14 protein-coding genes are annotated in these 17,094 nt (G+C 67.3%); 3 read left to right on the forward strand and 11 right to left on the reverse strand.

Translation table 11 applies throughout. The features are described 5' to 3' along the window. Positions 1-44 precede the first annotated feature (44 nt). A complete protein-coding gene (locus tag EYR15_RS16775) occupies positions 45-2,366 on the forward strand; it encodes a ComEC/Rec2 family competence protein (protein ID WP_245498376.1) in 2,322 nt (773 codons plus the stop codon). Here EYR15_RS16775 and lexA read toward each other — a convergent pair. The 11 genes from lexA to oxc all read right to left on the reverse strand — a co-directional run bounded on the left by lexA (position 2,360) and on the right by oxc (position 13,045). Next, complete coding sequence (gene lexA, locus EYR15_RS16780) at positions 2,360-3,073, reverse strand: transcriptional repressor LexA (RefSeq protein WP_131004728.1); 714 nt, start codon at positions 3,071-3,073, stop codon at positions 2,360-2,362. The two genes, EYR15_RS16775 and lexA, sit on opposite strands and share 7 nt — an antisense overlap. 120 nt (positions 3,074-3,193) lie before the next feature. Continuing rightward, positions 3,194-4,414, reverse strand: a complete 1,221-nt coding sequence (locus EYR15_RS16785) for a molybdopterin molybdotransferase MoeA (protein ID WP_131004729.1) — start codon at positions 4,412-4,414, stop codon at positions 3,194-3,196. Next, complete coding sequence (moaC, locus tag EYR15_RS16790) at positions 4,411-4,899, reverse strand: cyclic pyranopterin monophosphate synthase MoaC (protein WP_131004730.1); 489 nt, start codon at positions 4,897-4,899, stop codon at positions 4,411-4,413. The genes EYR15_RS16785 and moaC overlap by 4 nt, the downstream gene beginning before the upstream one ends. Further along, a complete protein-coding gene (locus tag EYR15_RS16795) occupies positions 4,896-5,504 on the reverse strand; it encodes a DUF1003 domain-containing protein (protein WP_245498377.1) in 609 nt (202 codons plus the stop codon). Before EYR15_RS16795 ends, moaC begins: the two co-directional genes overlap by 4 nt. After that, positions 5,501-6,307, reverse strand: a complete 807-nt coding sequence (trpC, locus tag EYR15_RS16800; protein WP_205741672.1) for an indole-3-glycerol phosphate synthase TrpC — start codon at positions 6,305-6,307, stop codon at positions 5,501-5,503. The genes EYR15_RS16795 and trpC overlap by 4 nt, the downstream gene beginning before the upstream one ends. Beyond that, positions 6,304-7,329: an anthranilate phosphoribosyltransferase gene (gene trpD / locus EYR15_RS16805; RefSeq protein WP_205741674.1), complete on the reverse strand. Its 1,026-nt coding sequence runs from the start codon at positions 7,327-7,329 to the stop codon at positions 6,304-6,306. The genes trpC and trpD overlap by 4 nt, the downstream gene beginning before the upstream one ends. Before the next feature lie 7 nt (positions 7,330-7,336). After that, on the reverse strand, positions 7,337-7,951 hold the full coding sequence (locus tag EYR15_RS16810; RefSeq protein WP_131004733.1) for an anthranilate synthase component II: 615 nt from the start codon (positions 7,949-7,951) through the stop codon (positions 7,337-7,339). A gap of 215 nt (positions 7,952-8,166) precedes the next feature. Continuing rightward, positions 8,167-8,586 carry a DoxX family protein gene (locus EYR15_RS16815; RefSeq protein ID WP_131004734.1) on the reverse strand — a complete coding sequence of 140 codons (420 nt, stop codon included), beginning with the start codon at positions 8,584-8,586 and terminating at the stop codon, positions 8,167-8,169. Between the two features lie 11 nt (positions 8,587-8,597). Continuing rightward, positions 8,598-9,530 (reverse strand): methionyl-tRNA formyltransferase, encoded by a 933-nt coding sequence (locus EYR15_RS16820; RefSeq protein WP_131004735.1) that lies wholly within the window; start codon positions 9,528-9,530, stop codon positions 8,598-8,600. A gap of 226 nt (positions 9,531-9,756) precedes the next feature. Continuing rightward, positions 9,757-11,034: a formyl-CoA transferase gene (gene frc, locus EYR15_RS16825; RefSeq protein ID WP_131004736.1), complete on the reverse strand. Its 1,278-nt coding sequence runs from the start codon at positions 11,032-11,034 to the stop codon at positions 9,757-9,759. A gap of 220 nt (positions 11,035-11,254) precedes the next feature. Continuing rightward, entirely contained in the window at positions 11,255-13,045 is a 1,791-nt protein-coding gene (gene oxc, locus EYR15_RS16830; RefSeq protein WP_131004737.1) for an oxalyl-CoA decarboxylase, read from the reverse strand. Between the two features lie 806 nt (positions 13,046-13,851). On the opposite strand from oxc, the gene oxlT reads away from it, so the two are divergent. Together oxlT and sucC are read left to right on the forward strand one after the other, a co-directional pair. Then, positions 13,852-15,174, forward strand: a complete 1,323-nt coding sequence (gene oxlT / locus EYR15_RS16835) for an oxalate/formate MFS antiporter (protein ID WP_131004738.1) — start codon at positions 13,852-13,854, stop codon at positions 15,172-15,174. Positions 15,175-15,808: 634 nt separating this feature from the next. Beyond that, the gene (sucC, locus tag EYR15_RS16840) at positions 15,809-17,008 is read left to right on the forward strand and encodes an ADP-forming succinate--CoA ligase subunit beta (RefSeq protein ID WP_131004739.1); all 1,200 of its coding nucleotides are present in this window, start codon (positions 15,809-15,811) and stop codon (positions 17,006-17,008) included. Positions 17,009-17,094 lie beyond the last annotated feature (86 nt).

Here is a 17,094-nt window from a genome sequence, read left to right on the forward strand (position 1 = left end):
TGTAGCATGGGCTCAAGAGCTGGGGAAAGTCGGGGCGCGCGCAGGTGGCCGAGCGGCGATCGGACCATACGCGTGGCGGGCGCAGCCGCGCCGCAGCGCTGCCCGCCGGCGCTGGGGCGCGCCAAAGCGGCTGGGCGGCGGTCCTCGCGGGCGCAGCCGGGGCCTGGATCGGGGCGCGCTTCGTCGAAGAGGCGGAGGCCGGACGCCTCGCGCTCTGGCTGCCAGTCGCCTTCGCCCTCGGCGTCTCGGTCTATTTCGCCGCGTCGAACGAGCCGGCGCTGTGGGCGGCGTTCGGGCTCGTTGGCGCGACGGGCGTCGTCGCGTGGGCCGCCCGCCGGGGCTTCACGACCGCCTGGCTTGCGCTCTGCCTTCTGTTCGTGGCGCTTGGTTTTCTGGGCGGGAAGCTCGCCACCGAGCGAGCGACGGCTCCGATCCTGGCGGGGGCGATGCGCGCCGAGATCGTAGGCCGCGTGATCGAGATCGAGCCGCGCGCCCGGGGCATGCGCCGACTGACGATCGAGATCGACGCTTTTGGGAAGCTGGAGGCAGACGCTCGGCCGCACAAAGCGCGGGTCGCGATCGCGGGCAAGCCGGAGATCGCGGCAGGCGATCAGGTTTCGCTGACGGCCTTCTGGCGCCCGCCCGAAGGTCCGGTGCGGCCCGGCGGCTACGACTTCGCCCGCGTCGCCTTCTTCAAGGGCGTCGGCGCTACCGGGTTCGGCGCGCGTGACATCCGCAATCTCGGGCCGCCGGCGCGCGTTGGAATGGCCGCCGCCGCAAACGCCGGGCTCGAACGGCTGCGACAGCGACTGACCGATCGCGTGACCCGCGCGATCGGCGGGGCGGAAGGCACGGTCGCGGCGGCGCTCGTCACCGGGGTCGAAGGGCCGATCCCTCAGAACGTTCAGGACGAGCTCCGCGGGGCCGGGCTCAGCCACATCCTGTCGATTTCCGGCCTGCATATGGCGCTGGTCGCAGGCGCGCTGTTCTGGCTCGCGCGCGCCGCCCTGGCCTTGGCGCCCCGCGTTGCGCTGATGTGGCCGGTGAAGCAGATCGCGGCGCTGGTCGCGCTTGCCGGCGCCACCTTCTATCTCGCTTTGTCCGGCGCGGAGGTCGCGACGCAGCGCTCCTACGTGATGATCGCCATCGCCTTCCTCGCGATCATCGTCGGACGGCCGGCGCTCGCGCCGCGGAATTTCGCGCTGGCGGCGTTGATCGTGCTCGCGATCGATCCTGAATCGCTGATGGGTCCGAGCTTCCAGATGTCATTCGCGGCGGTGGCCGGGCTGGTCGCCTGGTTCGAGACGAGGCGCGATCGGCCGCCTGCGCCGCCCCCGGCCGACAGGTTCGGCCGGATCAGGCGGAAGATCGCCGCGGCCGTGGCGCTTGCGATCATGACGACGCTGATCGCCGGCTTCGCCACCGGCCCTTTCGCCGCTTACCATTTTCACCGCGTGACGCCTTACGCCGTGGTCGGGAACGCGCTCGCCGAGCCTGTGATCGGGCTGATCGTCATGCCTTCGGTGGTCGCGGGACTGCTGCTTGCGCCCCTCGGACTAGACGGACTGGCTTGGGCGGTTATGGGGCAGGGGTTGTCGCTGGTGCTCGCGATCGCCCGTGAGGTCTCGTCCTGGCCGGGCGCCGAAGGCGGCCTTCCGGCGTTCGGAGAGGGCGCGATGCTGCTCTTCGCCTTCGGCTTGGCATGGCTGTGCCTGTGGCACACCACGCTGCGCTGGTTCGCTCTCGTCCCTTTAACGCTGGCGACAGTCCTCGCCGCGGCTCCGGCGCGCCCGGACGTCGCGGTCGACGCCTCCGGACGTTTCGCCGCCGTCCGCGCCCCATCTGGGGAACTCGCGACGCTCGGACCGGGATCAGGCCGCTCCTTCGCGGCCAAGGTGTGGATCGCGGCCGACGGCGCCGATCCACCGCCGAAGGGCGCGGCGAGCGACGTCAGATGCGACCGCGACGGCTGCGTCGCGCCGCTCATCGGCGGGGGGCTGGTCGCTCTCAGCTGGGAGCCCAGCGCGCTGGAGGAGGACTGCCGACGCGCCGCGCTCGTCGTTACGCGGCTGACCGCGCCCCCGGGCTGCTCGACGACCGCGGCCGTGATTGACGCAACCGTGCTCGCGTCAACGGGTTCGCTGAGCCTGTTCCGCTACGGCGCAACCTTCAAGGCCGTCGCCGCGCGCGACCCTACCGGCCGCCGCCCATGGTCCGGAACGTCCCCGTCGACAGCGCCGCCCGTCGAGGCGTCGACCCTCACCTTCTCGGCCCAAAAGCCGAAGGAGATCAAACATGCCGATGAGCTTGCGGTCGATCCGACTGACGACCCGGAGGACGAGGCCGCTGGCGAGGAAGATCAATAGCGCCGAATGAGCCCGACCAGCCGGCCTTGGATGTCCACCCGGTCCGGACCGAAGATGCGCGTTTCGTAAGCCGGATTTGCGGCCTCGAGCGCGATCGAAGCGCCACGTTTACGAAGGCGCTTCAGCGTCGCCTCTTCCTCGTCGACCAGCGCGACGACGATGTCGCCGCTGTCAGCTGTATCCTGACGGCGGATCAGAACGAGATCGCCGTCGAGGATGCCGGCTTCGATCATCGAGTCGCCGCGCACTTCGAGAGCGAAGTGCTCGCCGCTCGACAGCATGTCGGGCGAAACCGCGACCGTATGACTCTTGGACTGGATCGCCGAAATCGGCACGCCCGCAGCGATGCGGCCCATGACGGGCACGTGGATCGCCGAACGGTCGCCCTCATCCTCGTCACGCGAACTCGGCGGGGCTACGCGGCCTCTGCTGCCCTCGATGACGCTGGGCGAGAACCGGGCAGGGGCCGGGCGGCCGATCGGCGGCGCTGCGGCCTCCGGCATCCGGACGACCTCGAGCGCGCGCGCCCGGTTCGGGAGGCGGCGGATGAAGCCGCGCTCTTCAAGCGCCATGATGAGACGGTGAACGCCGGATTTGGACTGAAGCCCGAGCGCTTCCTTCATCTCCTCGAACGAGGGGGGCACGCCGCTCTCTTTCAGCCTCTCATGGATGAAGCGAAGGAGCTCGTACTGCTTGCGCGTCAACATGGCTGGCCCTGCGGCGGATCAAAACAAATCATGAACAGAGGAATAGCTGTTCTAGATGTGTTCTGCAACGGTTAACGTCAGGTGAATGCCTGAACGTTCCGCGGCCGTTCCGTACGCGTTCTAGAGCGGGTGCGGCAGTCCCATGATTCTGCAGGGTTCGCCAATCTTTCCCACCGCTGCGTGAGCCGGGCGGATGAGGAGACATTCGGCGCCCGCGAGAGGCCGTAGCATCGACGAATCCTGGCGTTCGAAAGCAGTGGCGACGGCAAAACCTTCCGAATCGTAGGTAAGGGCCGAGCGCATATAGTCGTCGCGGTGGTCGTTGGCCGGCATGTCGCGGCCAAGCTTTGCGCGCATGAGCACAGGCTCGACGTCGCTCCGGCCTGTAAGCTTCCGGAGCGCCGGCGCCAGGAACAGGAGCGCACAGACGATCGAGGACACCGGATTGCCGGGCAGGCCGAGCGCGAGCATGGCCCCCCGACGTCCGGCCATCATCGGCTTCCCCGGCCGCATCGCGATCCGCCAGAAATCAAGTTGGACGCCGGCTTCCTTGAGTGCGGGCTGGATAAGGTCGTGGTCGCCTACCGAGGCGCCCCCGAGGGTGACGAGCACGTCGGCCTCAGCGGCGATCGCGCGCTCGACGGCGCTGACGATCGTGCGGTGATCGTCTGGAGCGATGCCGAGGTCGATCGGCTCTCCTCCCTCGGCGGTCACGACGCCTGCGATCGCAAAGGCGTTGGAGGCGACGATCTGGTCCGGCCCCGGGATCTCACCCGCCGCGACCAACTCGTCGCCCGTGGCGAGAATGGCGACGCGGGGCTTCCGCGACGCTTCGACCTCGCCGTGGCCGAGAGCAGCACCGAGCGCCAGGTCGCGCGCGCCAAGGCGGCGACCGGCCTCAAGAAGAATTTCGCCCGCGGAGAAATCAAGGCCTGCGCGGCGGATATGGCGGCCGGCGGTCGCGGCTTCGGAGAAAGTGACCAGATCGCCGCCGCGGCTCGCATCCTCCTGCAGGAGAATGGCGTCGGCTCCATCCGGAACCGGCGCTCCGGTGAAGATGCGCGCAGCCTCGCCCGAACCGAGCCGACCTGCATAGCCTCGTCCCGCCGCAGATTCGCCCACGACCCGCAGGGTCGCGCCGGGCGCAGCGGCGTCCGCGGCGCGCAGGGCATAGCCGTCCATCGCGGAGCAGTCCCATGGGGGTTGCGTGCGACGGGCGGCGAGAGGCTTGCTCAGCGTGCGTCCGAGCGCGTCGGCGAGGCGCACGGTCTCGGAGGTGAGAGGCGTCAGCCCTGCGAGGATGCGCGCCCGCGCCTCGTCGACCGGCAAGAGAGCGCTCAAGATTCCGGCTCGGCGCAAAAATCTCCGGAGCGCCCGCCGGACTTCGCCAGCAACCGAACTCCTTCGATCCGCATGGCGCGATCGACCGCCTTCGTCATGTCGTAGACCGTGAGGCAGGCGACGGACACCGCGGTGAGCGCCTCCATCTCGACGCCGGTTGGTCCGTTCACGCGGGTCGTGGCGGTCACGCGCACGCCCGGCAGCGTGTCGTCCGGCGTCAGCTCTATGGCGACCTTGGTCAGCGCCAGCGGATGGCAGAGCGGAATGAGTTCGTGCGTGCGCTTCGCGGCCATGATGCCGGCGATCCGAGCGGTCCCGAGCACGTCGCCCTTCTTGGCGTCGCCGGCAATAATCAGCGCCAGCGTTTCCGGCGCCATCACGATGCGGCCTTCGGCCGTCGCCTCCCGAGACGTGGCGGCCTTGTCGCCGACGTCGACCATGTTGGCTTCGCCGGAAGCGGAGAGGTGGGTGAGGCCGCCGCTCATGGCGCGATCCGGGCTGGGTTGGCTGTCGGCGTCGAGGTCTGCTCGCAGAGCCGCATCAGCAGCCCGATCTGCTCTTCCTGCTTCGCGAGCATGCCGAGGATGTGGTCGTTGCGCAGCGCGTCGAGCTTCTCGTGCAGCGCCATGATCTCAATCTCCGCCTTGAGGTTCACCTCGTAATCGAGCGCCGCGTTCTCGCGGTCCTTCAGCGTCTGGCGGTTCTGGCTCATCATGATGATCGGCGCCTGAAGCGCCGCCACCATCGAGAGCATCAGGTTCAGGAAGATGAAGGGGTAGGGGTCGAACGGATTGGCGAGGACCCACAGATTCGCGCCGGCCCATGCCGCTAGGAAGGCGCAGAACAGCAGGATGAAGGTCCATGAGCCGCCGAAGGCCGCGACCCTGTCGGCGAGCCGCTCACCGAAAGTCTGCGAGCCCGCGTCGACCGCCGGAGGACGCGAGAGCGGCAGCCGGTGCTTGGTCAGCCGCAGAACGCGATGCTCGACCTCGTTCAACGCTTCGACGCGCTTGCCGAACCAGCGCTCGGCCGCCTTGCCGAGCTCCGCGCGGGCCTTGTCGTCCAGAACGGGTCTCGCCGGGTCGGTCAAAGCTGTCCGGCGATCGGCGCCAGCAGCGCTTTTGTGGCCGCGGTCACGTCCGGCTGGCGCATCAGGCTTTCGCCGACGAGCACCGTCCGGCAGCCGACGGCCTCCAGACGGGCGACATCGAGCGCGGTGAAGATGCCGCTTTCGCCGACGATGATGCGGTCGTCGGGAATGGAGGCCGCCAGAACCTCGGTCGTCTCCAGCGTCACCTCGAAGGTGCGGAGGTTACGGTTGTTGACGCCGACCAGCGTCGTGCCGAGCGGCAGCGCGCGATCGAGCTCTTCCTGGTTATGGACCTCGACCAGCACATCCATCCCGAAGTCGCCGGCCGCGGTCACGAGGTCGCGCGCCTCTGCGTCGGTGAGCGAGGCCATGATGACGAGGATGCAGTCGGCGCCGAGCGCGCGGGATTCAGCCACCTGATAAGGCTCGAACAGGAAGTCCTTGCGGATCGCGGGCAAGGGCGCGGCCTCGCGCGCCGCGACGAGATAGGCGGCCGAGCCCTGGAAGGAGGGGCCGTCGGTCAGCACCGAGAGGCAGGTCGCGCCGCCTTCGACGTAAGCGCGGGCGAGCTCCGGCGGGTCGAAATCCTCGCGGATCAGGCCCTTGGATGGGCTCGCCTTCTTGATCTCGGCGATCAGCGCCGTGCGGCCCTCGTCAATTGTCTGGCGGATCGCCGCCACAAAGCCGCGGGGCGGCGAGGCCGCGTCAGCTACGCGCTTCACTTCGGCGTAAGGCCGCAGGGCTTTGGCCTCGGCGATCTCGCGCCGCTTGTAGGCGGCGATGCGGTCGAGGATGTCGCTCACGCCGCCTTCTCCGCGTTCGAGACGGCGATCAGTGCGTCCAGACGGTCGAGCGCCGCGCCCGCGTCGATCGCCTTCGCCGCCGCTGCCGCGCCCTCGGCGAAGTTTTCTACTCGCCCGGCCACGACGAGCGTGGCGCCTGCGTTCAGGATCGCGACGTCGCGATAGGCGCTCTTCTGGCCCTGGAGCACGCCGCGGAGGGCGAGCGCATTCTGGCCGGCGTCTCCGCCCGCCAGTGCGCCGACCGGGTGCGGCGTCAGCCCCGCGTCCTCCGGCTTGATCTCGAAGGACGTGACATGGCCGTTCTCGAGTGCGGCGACGGCGGTCGGGCCGGACGTGGTGACCTCGTCCAGGCCGTCCGATCCGTGGACCACCCAGGCGCGTTCCGAGCCGAGCTGAGCCAGCGCTTCGGCGATAGGCTCCACCCATTTGCGGGCGAATACGCCGACCATCTGGCGCTTCACGCCTGCGGGATTCGAGAGAGGCCCGAGCAGGTTGAAGATGGTGCGCAGGCCGAGCTCGGCGCGCGCCGGGCCGACGTGGCGCATCGCGGCGTGGTGGGCGGGGGCGAACATGAAGCCGATGCCGGCCTGAGCGATGCAGGCGGAGATTCGCTCCGGCGCGAGATCGACCTCCACCCCGAGCGCTCGCAGCACGTCGGCCGAGCCGGACTTCGAGGACAGCGCTCGGTTGCCGTGCTTCGCCACCGGCACGCCGCAGCCCGCCACTACGAAGGCAGCGCAGGTCGAGACGTTGACGGAGCCAGCGCCGTCGCCGCCCGTGCCGACCACGTCGACCGCATCTGCGGGGGCGGATACGCTCGTCATTCGCGCGCGCATCGCGGCGACGGCCCCTGCGATCTCGTCAACGGTCTCGCCGCGCAGCCTCAGACCCATCAGGAAGGCGCCGATCTGCGCTGCCGTCGCCTCGCCCGACATGATCCGCCCGAAGGCGGCTTCCGCCTCCTCGCGGCTCAGCGCGTAACCGTCGGCGATGCGGGCGATCGTGGCTTTCAGGCCGTCCATCGAGGGATCAGCGGGCGCGGGCGGCGAGCCGCCGGTCACGGCTGAAGGCTTCCGCCTCCGCCAGGAAATTGCCGAAGATTGTCGCGCCGTGCTCCGATGCGATGCTCTCGGGGTGGAACTGCACGCCATGGATCGGCAGATCGCGATGCGACAGCGCCATAATCAGACCGTCATCCGTCTCGGCGGTGACTTCGAGCTCCGCGGGAAGGTCGTCGCGGCGCACCACCAGCGAATGGTAGCGCGTGGCCTGAACCGGGCCGTTGATTCCGCGGAAGACCCCCCGGCCTTCGTGGTTCACCCGCGCGAGCTTACCGTGGACGGGGGTCGGCGCGCGCACCACGGCGCCGCCGAACACCTCCCCGATCGCCTGATGGCCGAGGCAAACGCCAAAGATCGGCGTCGAGCCCGCCGCGCGGCGGATGAGTTCGCAGGAGATGCCGGCCTCGTGCGGCGTGCAGGGACCGGGCGAGATCACGATCGCGTCCGGGTCCTCGGCCATCACCTGCTCGACGGTCACCTTGTCGTTGCGATGCACGGTCACGTCGGCGCCCAGCGCGCCGAGCGCGTGCACGACGTTCCAGGTGAAGCTGTCGTAATTGTCGATTAGGGTGACGGCGGTCATGACGCTCGCTCGCTTTCGCCCGCACTGAAGCCAGCGCATGGCGGCGGCGTCAAGATTGGCGGCGGAAGCTGAGCCGCTTCGCGGCTTCGAGACGCCGTCCTGACGGACGGCTCCTCAGCATGAGGAACGTCTCAACTTTGGAAGCGGCGCCGGTTCTTCATGCTGAGGAGCCCGCATCTTCGCGGGCGTCTCGAAGCACGCACAGCCGGGCCGCCTCACCTCTTGCCGTAGAGCACGTCGCGGAGCGCCGGGCTGCGGACCCAAAGGCCGGCCCAGACTATGATCCCGACATAGACGCCGAACAGGACGTGGCTGAAGAGCGGACTGCCGATCCGCAAGTGGGTCGCGACCGCGCCGCCAAGGTAACCCGTCAGCAGGATCGCGCCGAAGACGGCGGATTGCGGATTAGCGTAGATCAGCGTCGCCACGATCTGGATGACGCCCAGTGTGCGCAGCAGCCATGCATCTGTAGGCCAGCCCAGCCCCTGCATCGTGTCCGTCACCGGCTGGAGCGGAACGAGCTTCATCGCCCCGTCGGCGAGCAGGAAGAGGATCGCGAGGCCGCTGAGAGCCCGGCCGGTCCAAGCCGCGCGCTTACTGCGGCCTTCAGGCGGGGGCGGGGAGGACGTTGCCATGCGTGAACTCCTCAGACGCCGAATCGAGCGCCCTTCGCGAGGCCTGTCGCCTGAGCATATTCGGCGGCCGCCGCCTTCGCCTCGCCCTCCGGCTGCACGCGAGTGACCTTGAAGCGGCCGTCGGCGCAGACCACGAGGAAGCCGTCCTCCTCTACGCCAGCGATCTCGCCGAGTTTGCCGCCGATGTCCTTCGGGCTTTTGGCCGGGAGAGGCGTCGCGTCGAGGATCTTGAGCGTCTTGCCGTCGAGCGTCGTCCATGCGCCGGGGGAGGGGTTGCAGCCCCGGATCAGCCGGTCGATCTGCTCCCAGGGCTTGCCCCAGTCGATCTGGGCGTTCGCCGCGCGGCACAGGCCCTCATAGGTCGCAAGCGCCTCATCCTGCTTGATGCGTGGGGCCTTGCCGGCCTTTACGAGGTCGACAGCCTCCAGCATGGCCTCGACGCCCATCGGGAACAGGCGGTCGAAATACACCGCTCCCAACGTGTCCTTGGGGCCGATGGGCGTGGTCTTCTGAAGAAGCACGTCGCCGGTGTCGAGGCCGTCATCGGGCCAGAAGATCGACAGGCCGGTCTTCGTCTCGCCCTTGATGATCGGCCAGTTGATCGCGCTCGCGCCGCGATAGGCCGGCAGCAACGAGGGGTGGTACTGGATCGAGCCGTGGGTCGGGATGTTCAGGAAGGCTGAGGGCACAAACAGCGTGACGAAGGCCATGACCTGGAGGTCGGGCTTCAGCGCGCGGAAGTCTTCCGCGACCGCTTCGTCCTTGTAGGAGGAGGGCTGGCGCACCTCGAGGCCGGCCGCGAGCGCGGCCTCCTTTAGCGGATCGGGCTTCTGCCCCTCCTTTTCCGGCGCGACATAGACCGCGACGACCTCCTCGCCGCGCGTGAGCAACGCTTCGAGGACGGCCTTGCCGAAGGCCTGCTGGCCGTGAACAACGATGCGCATGCGTGAGAATCCTTTCGAAGAACGCCGCTCAAGATGCTGTGCGTGCTTCGAGACGCCTGCCGGCGGCGGGCTGCTCAGCATGAGGAGGTTGGAAGCTCCAACGGCCCTCATGGCTCGAGGAGCCTGCGGAGCAAGCGTCTCAAAGCACGCAGGCGGGCTCCGCACGACGATAAACAAAAAGCCCCGCCGCTGGCGAGCGGCGGGGCTTCAAGTTACGTGCGTAGCGTCACTCAGCCGCGAGCTTCGTCACCTGGCCCACGGCGCCGGAGCCCTCGATCTCGGCCACTTCGTTCTCGGAGAAGCCGAGGACCTGACGCAGGATTTCCTCGGTGTGTTCGCCCAGCAGCGGAGAGCGCGTCACCTCGATCGGGCTGCCAGATAGCTTGATGGGGCTGCCGACCGTCAGATATTTGCCGCGGGTCGGGTGGTCGACTTCGACCACGGTGCCGTTCGCGCGCAGCGACTCGTCTGCGGCGATCTCCTTCATGGAGAGGATCGGACCGCAGGGGATGTCGTACTTGTTGAGGATGTCCATGGCCTCGAACTTGTCGTGCTTCATGGTCCACGCCTCGATGCGCGTGAAGATCTCGTTCAGGTGCGGCAGACGGCCCTTCGGCGAAGCGTAAGCGGGGTCCGTCTTCCAATCGGGCTCGCCGATGATGTCGCAGATCGGCTCCCAAACCGCGGCCTGGGTGATGAAGTAGATGTAGGCGTTGGGATCATGCTCCCAGCCCTTGCACTTCAGGATGCGGCCGGGCTGGCCCCCTCCCGAGTCGTTGCCGGCGCGCGGCACGCTGTCGCCGAACGGGATGTCCTCGCCGAACTGGCTGTATTCGCGCAAAGGTCCACGCTCCAGGCGCTGCTGGTCGCGCAGCTTCACGCGGCAGAGGTTGAGCACGCTGTCCTGCATAGCGCAGTCGACGCGCTGGCCCGTGCCCGAATGCGTGCGGTGATAGAGCGCGGTAACGATGCCGAGCGCGAGGTGAAGGCCCGTGCCGCTGTCGCCGATCTGAGCGCCGGTGACCATCGGGATGTCGTCGCGGAAGCCAGTCGTCGAGGCCGAGCCGCCGGCGCATTGGGCGACGTTCTCATAGACCTTGCAGTCCTGGTAGCGGCCGGGGCCGAAGCCCTTCACGGACGCCACGATCAACTGGGGGTTGGCCTCCTGCAGCTTCTCCCAGGAGAAGCCCATGCGGTCGAGCGCGCCCGGCGCGAAGTTCTCGACGAGCACGTCGCACTCCTTCACCAGCCGCCAGAGCACTTCCTTGCCCTTGGGGTTCTTGGTGTCGATCGTGATCGAGCGCTTGTTGTGGTTCAGCATCGTGAAATAGAGGCTGTCCACGTCGGGGATGTCCTGCAGCTGCTGGCGCGTCGCGTCGCCGGCGCCGGGGCGCTCCACCTTGATGACGTCCGCGCCGAACCAGGCGAGGAGCTGGGTGCAGGTTGGGCCGGACTGGACATGCGTGAAGTCCAGGATGCGCACGCCCTCGAGAGCCTTTTCCATGATCGTCTATCCCCTTCGCCTTTGGGTCCGCCGCGCGCTGCGCGAAACCCGGGCACTGTCACATCGCGCCAATTGACGGCGCTCTTGCCGCCTCGTCAATTGGCAACTGGCATACTGTATACAGACGCTTACGGCGGCGGGCCCTTCGACCCGCCGCCGCTTTTTCCGTCAATCGTCTCCGACGATGTTCGACCGTCGGAGCGTCAGCCGAAGCGTCGCGTCACTTCTTGCGCTTGACCACGCTCTGCGGGTTCAGGCTGCCGATGTTGCCGCTCTCCGAGCCCGCTGCCGGGTCGATGACGGCGTTGATCAGCGTTGGCCGGCCGGAGTCCATCGCCTCGTCCACCGCGCGCTTCAGCTCGTCCGGCGTCGTGACGTTGACGCCTGCGCCGCCAAAGGCCTCCATCATCTTGTCGTAGCGCGCGTCGGCGACGAAGACCGTCGGCGCCACGTCGGAGTGCCCCGTCGGGTTCACGTCGGTGCCGCGGTAGATGCCGTTGTTGTTGAACACGACGATGCAAACCGGGAGATTGTACCGGCAGATCGTCTCGACCTCCATGCCGGAGAAGCCGAACGCGCTGTCGCCCTCGACAGCCAGCACCGGCTTGCCGGTCTCGATCGCTGCGGCGACCGCGAAGCCCATGCCGATGCCCATCACGCCCCAGGTGCCCACGTCCAGACGCTTGCGCGGCTGGTACATGTCGATCACCCCGCGGGCGAGGTCGAGCGTATTGGCGCCCTCGTTCACGAGGATCGCGTCGGGACGCTCCTTGATGACCGTGCGCAGAGCGCCGAGCGCGCTGTGGAAGTCCATCGGCGAGGAGTTCTTGCCGAGCTTGGACGCCATCTTCGCGATGTTGGCGTCCTTCTTGGCCATGATGGCGTTGGTCCACTCGGCGGGCGGCGCCTGCCAGGAGCCGTCCATGCTCGCCAGCAGCGCCTCGACGACGGAGCCGATGTCGCCGACCAGCGGAGCGACGATCTCGACGTTCGAGTCCATCTCGCGGGGCTCGATGTCGATCTGGATGAACTTCTTGGTGAACGGCTCGCCCCACTGCTTGCCCTTACCGTGGCTGAGCAGCCAGTTCAGGCGCGCGCCGACGAGCAGCACGACGTCGGAATCCTTGAGCACGGTCGAGCGCGCGGCGCCGGCCGAGAGCGGGTGCGTGTCGGGCAGCAGGCCTTTGGCCATGCTCATCGGGATGTAAGGAATGCCGCTCTTCTCGACGAGCTGACGGATCGCGTCGTCGGCCTGGGCGTATGCCGCGCCCTTGCCGAGGATGATCAGCGGACGCTTGGCGCTCTTCAGCACGTCGAGCGCGCGCTTGACGGCGGACGGGGCGGGGAGCTGCGCCGGGGCCGGATCGATCACCTTGACCAGCGACTTCTCGCCCAGCTCGGCGTCCATCACTTGGCTGAACAGCTTCGCGGGCAGGTCGAGATAAACGCCGCCGGGACGGCCGGAGACCGCGGCGCGGATCGCGCGGGCGACGGCGATGCCGATATCGGCCGCGTGCAGCACGCGGAACGCCGCCTTGCAGAGCGGCTTGGCGATCGCGAGCTGGTCCATCTCCTCATAGTCGCCCTGCTGCAGGTCGACGATCTCGCGCTCGGAGGAGCCGGAGATCAGGATCATCGGGAAGCAGTTGGTGGTGGCGTTGGCGAGCGCGGTCAGGCCGTTCAGGAAGCCCGGCGCTGAGACGGTGAGGCACACGCCCGGCTTCTTGGTGAGGAAGCCCGCGATCGCCGCGGCGTTGCCGGCGTTCTGCTCGTGGCGGAACGAGATGACGCGGATGCCGGCGGCCTGCGCGAGCCGGCCGAGATCGGTGATCGGAATGCCCGGCACGCCATAGATCGTCTCGATGCCGTTCAGCTTCAGCGCGTCGATGACGAGATGAAAGCCGTCCGTCAGGTCGGGCTCGACGTGGACGTCGGCGGTCTGCTGATCGTCAAGCTGAACGAGCGTCGTCTCAACGGCGTCGGATTGCGCCTTCAACGCTGTCGCGGTCATGGGTCGTCTCCTCGGTGTTTCTTATGAGCGCCCGGCCGCTTGGCGGGCCGTCGTTGTTTTGTCCGGCGCCTGTTCCGCGCCGCATCGCTGATGCGGTCCTTACGCTGAACAAAGCGGTTTGCGGGACGTTTGCGCGCCCGCGATCCGCCGTTCCTGTCCAGTGCGCTTCAAGGCCGCTCATTGCGCCTTCGCCTCATGGGCTGACGATCGTTGATCTCTGGCATGCCAGACACCAGACGTCAACGAGCCTGACGGCCAGTTTAAGCAATGTTGAAGGACGGGCTGCCCTTGGAATCAGGACTTGCGAGGGAAACGGCAAGCGGTGCAAAGGTCTGGCATGCCAGAACCGGCATATTAGACTTTGGGCCAAGATATTGTTTGGTCACCGGACATGTTCTGGCCAAGTCGAACTCGACGAGATCCGCGACCGCCGCGGGACGACAAATGGCCGGCGGTTGCCAGGCGGCTGTTGCACAGCCCTCATTTCCGTAAGAGTCAGGCTCTTCCAGCCAGTAACACCGCCAGGCGGGAGACCGCCGCGACGTCCCTCACATTTCGGCGCCGGATGCCGGATAAGCCGGCTCAGAGGCCGTGGCGACGGGTCGCATTGCGATTATCGTATCAGTATCCGCAACTTTTTTTGTCAAGTAACGTCAATGCTATCAGCCTATTTGCTAGCCCTTTCGGGGGTATCAAAGCACCTCGGGCGCAGTTTCGCGCTTGCCCAAGTGGCATCAGGCATACCAGACTTGTTCGCAACGGCGGCATTGAACCGCCGGGCGAACAACGCGCCAAAGGGGTAGGAAATGGACACATCGCTTTCGGCCGAGGGATCGGCCCCACGCGTCAGCGACGCTTATCGCTGGATGCAGCTCGCCCTTGGCGTGCTGTGCATGGTTATGATCGCCAACCTGCAATATGGTTGGACCTTCTTCGTCCCCGACATCCAGAAGACGTTCGGCTGGGATCGCGCCGCGATCCAGTGGGCGTTTACGCTGTTCGTGCTGTTTGAGACCTGGCTCGTCCCGATCGAGGGCTGGTTCGTCGACAAGTACGGTCCGCGCTCCGTCGTCGTGTTCGGCGGCCTGCTTTGCGGAATCGGTTGGGTGATCAACGGCTACGCCGCGTCGCTCAACCAGTTCTACCTCGGCCAGATCGTCGCCGGCATTGGCGCCGGCGCGGTCTACGGCACTTGCGTCGGCAATGCGCTCAAGTGGTTCCCGGACAAGCGCGGTCTTGCGGCCGGCATCACCGCCGCCGGCTTCGGCGCCGGCGCGGCTCTGACCGTGGCGCCGATCCAGTCGATGATCGCCAATTCCGGCTTCCAGTCGGCGTTCATCAACTTCGGCATCGGGCAGGCCGTCGTCATCATGATCGGCGCCCTGTTCCTCGTCGCTCCGCGGGCGGGGCAGACGCCTGCGCCCGTCGTTAACGCCGCGCTCACCCAGACCCGTCGCAACTACAGCCCTGGCCAGGTGCTCAAGCAGCCGATCTTCTGGCTGATGTACCTGATGTTCGTGGCGGTGGGCGCCGGCGGTCTGATGGTGACCGCGAACCTCAAGCCGATCGCCGCCGACCTGCACATCGACAAGATCGACGTGACGCTCGCCGGGCTGACGATGACGACGGTCACCTTCGCCGCCACGATCGACCGCATCCTGAACGGCCTCACGCGACCCTTCTTCGGCTGGATCTCCGACAAGATCGGTCGCGAGAACACCATGTTCATCGCGTTCGGCTTCGAAGGCATCGGCATCTACCTGCTGTACCTCTACGGCCATGACCCCGTGATGTTCGTGGTCCTGACCGGCCTGGTGTTCTTCGCCTGGGGCGAGATCTACTCGCTGTTCCCGGCGACCTGCACCGACACGTTCGGCTCCAAGTTCGCGGCGACCAATGCGGGTATGCTCTACACCGCCAAGGGCACTGCGGCGCTGCTGGTGCCGTTCGCGAACTACCTGCAGCAGGCGCAGGGCGTGTGGGACGGCGTGTTCCTGATCGCCGCCGGCGCCAACATCGCGGCGTCGCTGCTCGCGATCTTCGTGCTCAAGCCCTGGCGCCGCAACGTGGTCGCCAAGGCGCAGCTCAACGAGCCGACGACCCCGGTGGGACACGTCGCGACGGTCTGAGCGGAGACCGGGTCGGGCGCTCCCGGCGCCCGGACGGTAGTGAGGAAAAGCCCCCGGCGAGCGATCGCCGGGGGCTTTTTCGATCTAAGCCTCGAAGCTTTCTCCAAGACTTCAGCGAGACTTGCTGCGCTGCAGCACAAGTCGTGCGGTGATCTCTTCAGTCCGCGCTTGACATCAAGTAGTTCTGGCATGCCAAATGCCAGTCATAAGAGCGAGCGGCGTCTGAGCGTTCCACGGGTTCGCACGGCACGGATAGCGCGCTCACGGAGGAGACGTCGAGACTGCGCCCCGCCGCCTGCGCCGCGAAAGCCGCGCGCGGGCGGCGGGAAGGCTCCCGATCGGAGCCAGAGAGATTTCAGAGCTTCCCCTCGTCCGCCGCGTCACGCGGCGGCCTCTCCCGGCGATGCGGGTTCACCCGTCTTCGCCCTCCCAGTCGTCGAGCCGGGCGCCCGCTCGAAGCCGCCGGGAGAGGTCGGACGGCGCTCCCGCCGTCGGGACGAGGGGTTTTTTGTCGGCCGAGGGCAGGGGGGCGCGACTTAAGCCGCAGGCGCCGCAGCCGGATAAGGTCATGACGTCGGACCGCGCGCGGGTTAAACCTGTGCCGCTTCCGGCTTTACAGGGGAAACGAGCGTCCATGAATATTCACGAATACCAGGCCAAGGGCATCCTCCGCGAATATGGCGCGCCGGTGCCGAACGGGTTCCCCATCTTCACGGCGGACGACACTGAAAACGCCGCGAACGCGCTGGGCGGCCCGGTCTGGGTCGTGAAGTCGCAGATCCATGCCGGCGGTCGCGGCAAGGGCAAGTTCAAGGAAGCGAGCGCCGGCGAGATGGGCGGCGTGCGCCTCGCCCGCTCGGTCGACGACGTGAAGAAATACGTCAACGAGATGCTCGGCGCGACGCTCGTCACCAAGCAGACCGGTCCGGCCGGCAAGCAGGTCAACCGCCTCTATGTCGAGGAAGGCTCCGAGATCGCGAAGGAGTTCTACCTCTCCGCGCTTGTCGATCGCGCCTCCGGCCACATCGCCTTCGTGGTCTCGACCGAAGGCGGCATGGATATCGAGGAGGTCGCGCACGCGACGCCTGAGAAGATCGTCACGCTGACCGTCGATCCCGCGACCGGCGTCATGCCGCATCACGGACGCGCCGTCGCGAAGGCGCTCGGCCTCAAGGGCGATCTCGCCAAGCAGGCCGAGAAGCTGGTCGGCTCGCTCTACGCGGCGTTTGTCGGCTCCGACATGGAGATGCTCGAGATCAACCCGCTGATCGTCACCAAGGACGACAAGCTGCGCTGCCTCGACGCCAAGATCTCGTTCGACAGCAACGCGCTCTACCGTCACCCGCAGCTCGCCGAGCTCCGCGATCTCTCGGAAGAGGACGACAAGGAGATCGAGGCGTCGAAATACGACCTCGCCTACATCGCGCTCGACGGCACGATCGGTTGCATGGTCAACGGCGCCGGCCTCGCGATGGCGACGCTCGACATCATCAAGCTCTACGGCGAAGAACCCGCGAACTTCCTCGACGTCGGCGGCGGCGCCACCGAGGAGAAGGTGACGGCGGCCTTCAAGATCATCACCGCCGATCCGAACGTGAAGGGCATCCTCGTCAACATCTTCGGCGGCATCATGAAGTGCGACGTGATCGCGAACGGCGTGATCGCGGCGGTCAAGGCGGTCGGCCTTCAGGTTCCTTTGGTGGTGCGCCTCGAGGGCACCAATGTCGAGGAAGGCAAGCGCATCATCAACGAAAGCGGGCTCGACGTGCTTCCGGCCGACGATCTCGACGACGCGGCGCAGAAGATCGTCGCGGCCGTGAAGAAGGGGGCCTGAGCCATGTCCATCCTGATCGATTCCAGCACGCGGGTGATCTGCCAGGGTTTTACGGGCAAGAACGGGACGTTCCATTCCGAGCAGGC

Source organism: Hansschlegelia quercus, assembly GCF_004310425.1.
Taxonomy (GTDB): domain Bacteria; phylum Pseudomonadota; class Alphaproteobacteria; order Rhizobiales; family Methylopilaceae; genus Methylopila; species Methylopila quercus.

What these genes read in the sequence shown, in the direction of transcription:
- lexA (WP_131004728.1), bottom strand. Translation starts at nt 3,073, where the DNA reads ATGTTGACGCGCAAGCAGTACGAGCTCCTTCGCTTCATCCATGAGAGG.
- moaC (WP_131004730.1), bottom strand. Translation starts at nt 4,899, where the DNA reads ATGAGCGGCGGCCTCACCCACCTCTCCGCTTCCGGCGAAGCCAACATG.
- trpD (WP_205741674.1), bottom strand. Translation starts at nt 7,329, where the DNA reads ATGGACGGCCTGAAAGCCACGATCGCCCGCATCGCCGACGGTTACGCG.
- EYR15_RS16810 (WP_131004733.1), bottom strand. Translation starts at nt 7,951, where the DNA reads ATGACCGCCGTCACCCTAATCGACAATTACGACAGCTTCACCTGGAAC.
- EYR15_RS16815 (WP_131004734.1), bottom strand. Translation starts at nt 8,586, where the DNA reads ATGGCAACGTCCTCCCCGCCCCCGCCTGAAGGCCGCAGTAAGCGCGCG.
- EYR15_RS16820 (WP_131004735.1), bottom strand. Translation starts at nt 9,530, where the DNA reads ATGCGCATCGTTGTTCACGGCCAGCAGGCCTTCGGCAAGGCCGTCCTC.
- frc (WP_131004736.1), bottom strand. Translation starts at nt 11,034, where the DNA reads ATGGAAAAGGCTCTCGAGGGCGTGCGCATCCTGGACTTCACGCATGTC.
- oxc (WP_131004737.1), bottom strand. Translation starts at nt 13,045, where the DNA reads ATGACCGCGACAGCGTTGAAGGCGCAATCCGACGCCGTTGAGACGACG.
- oxlT (WP_131004738.1), top strand. Translation starts at nt 13,852, where the DNA reads ATGGACACATCGCTTTCGGCCGAGGGATCGGCCCCACGCGTCAGCGAC.
- sucC (WP_131004739.1), top strand. Translation starts at nt 15,809, where the DNA reads ATGAATATTCACGAATACCAGGCCAAGGGCATCCTCCGCGAATATGGC.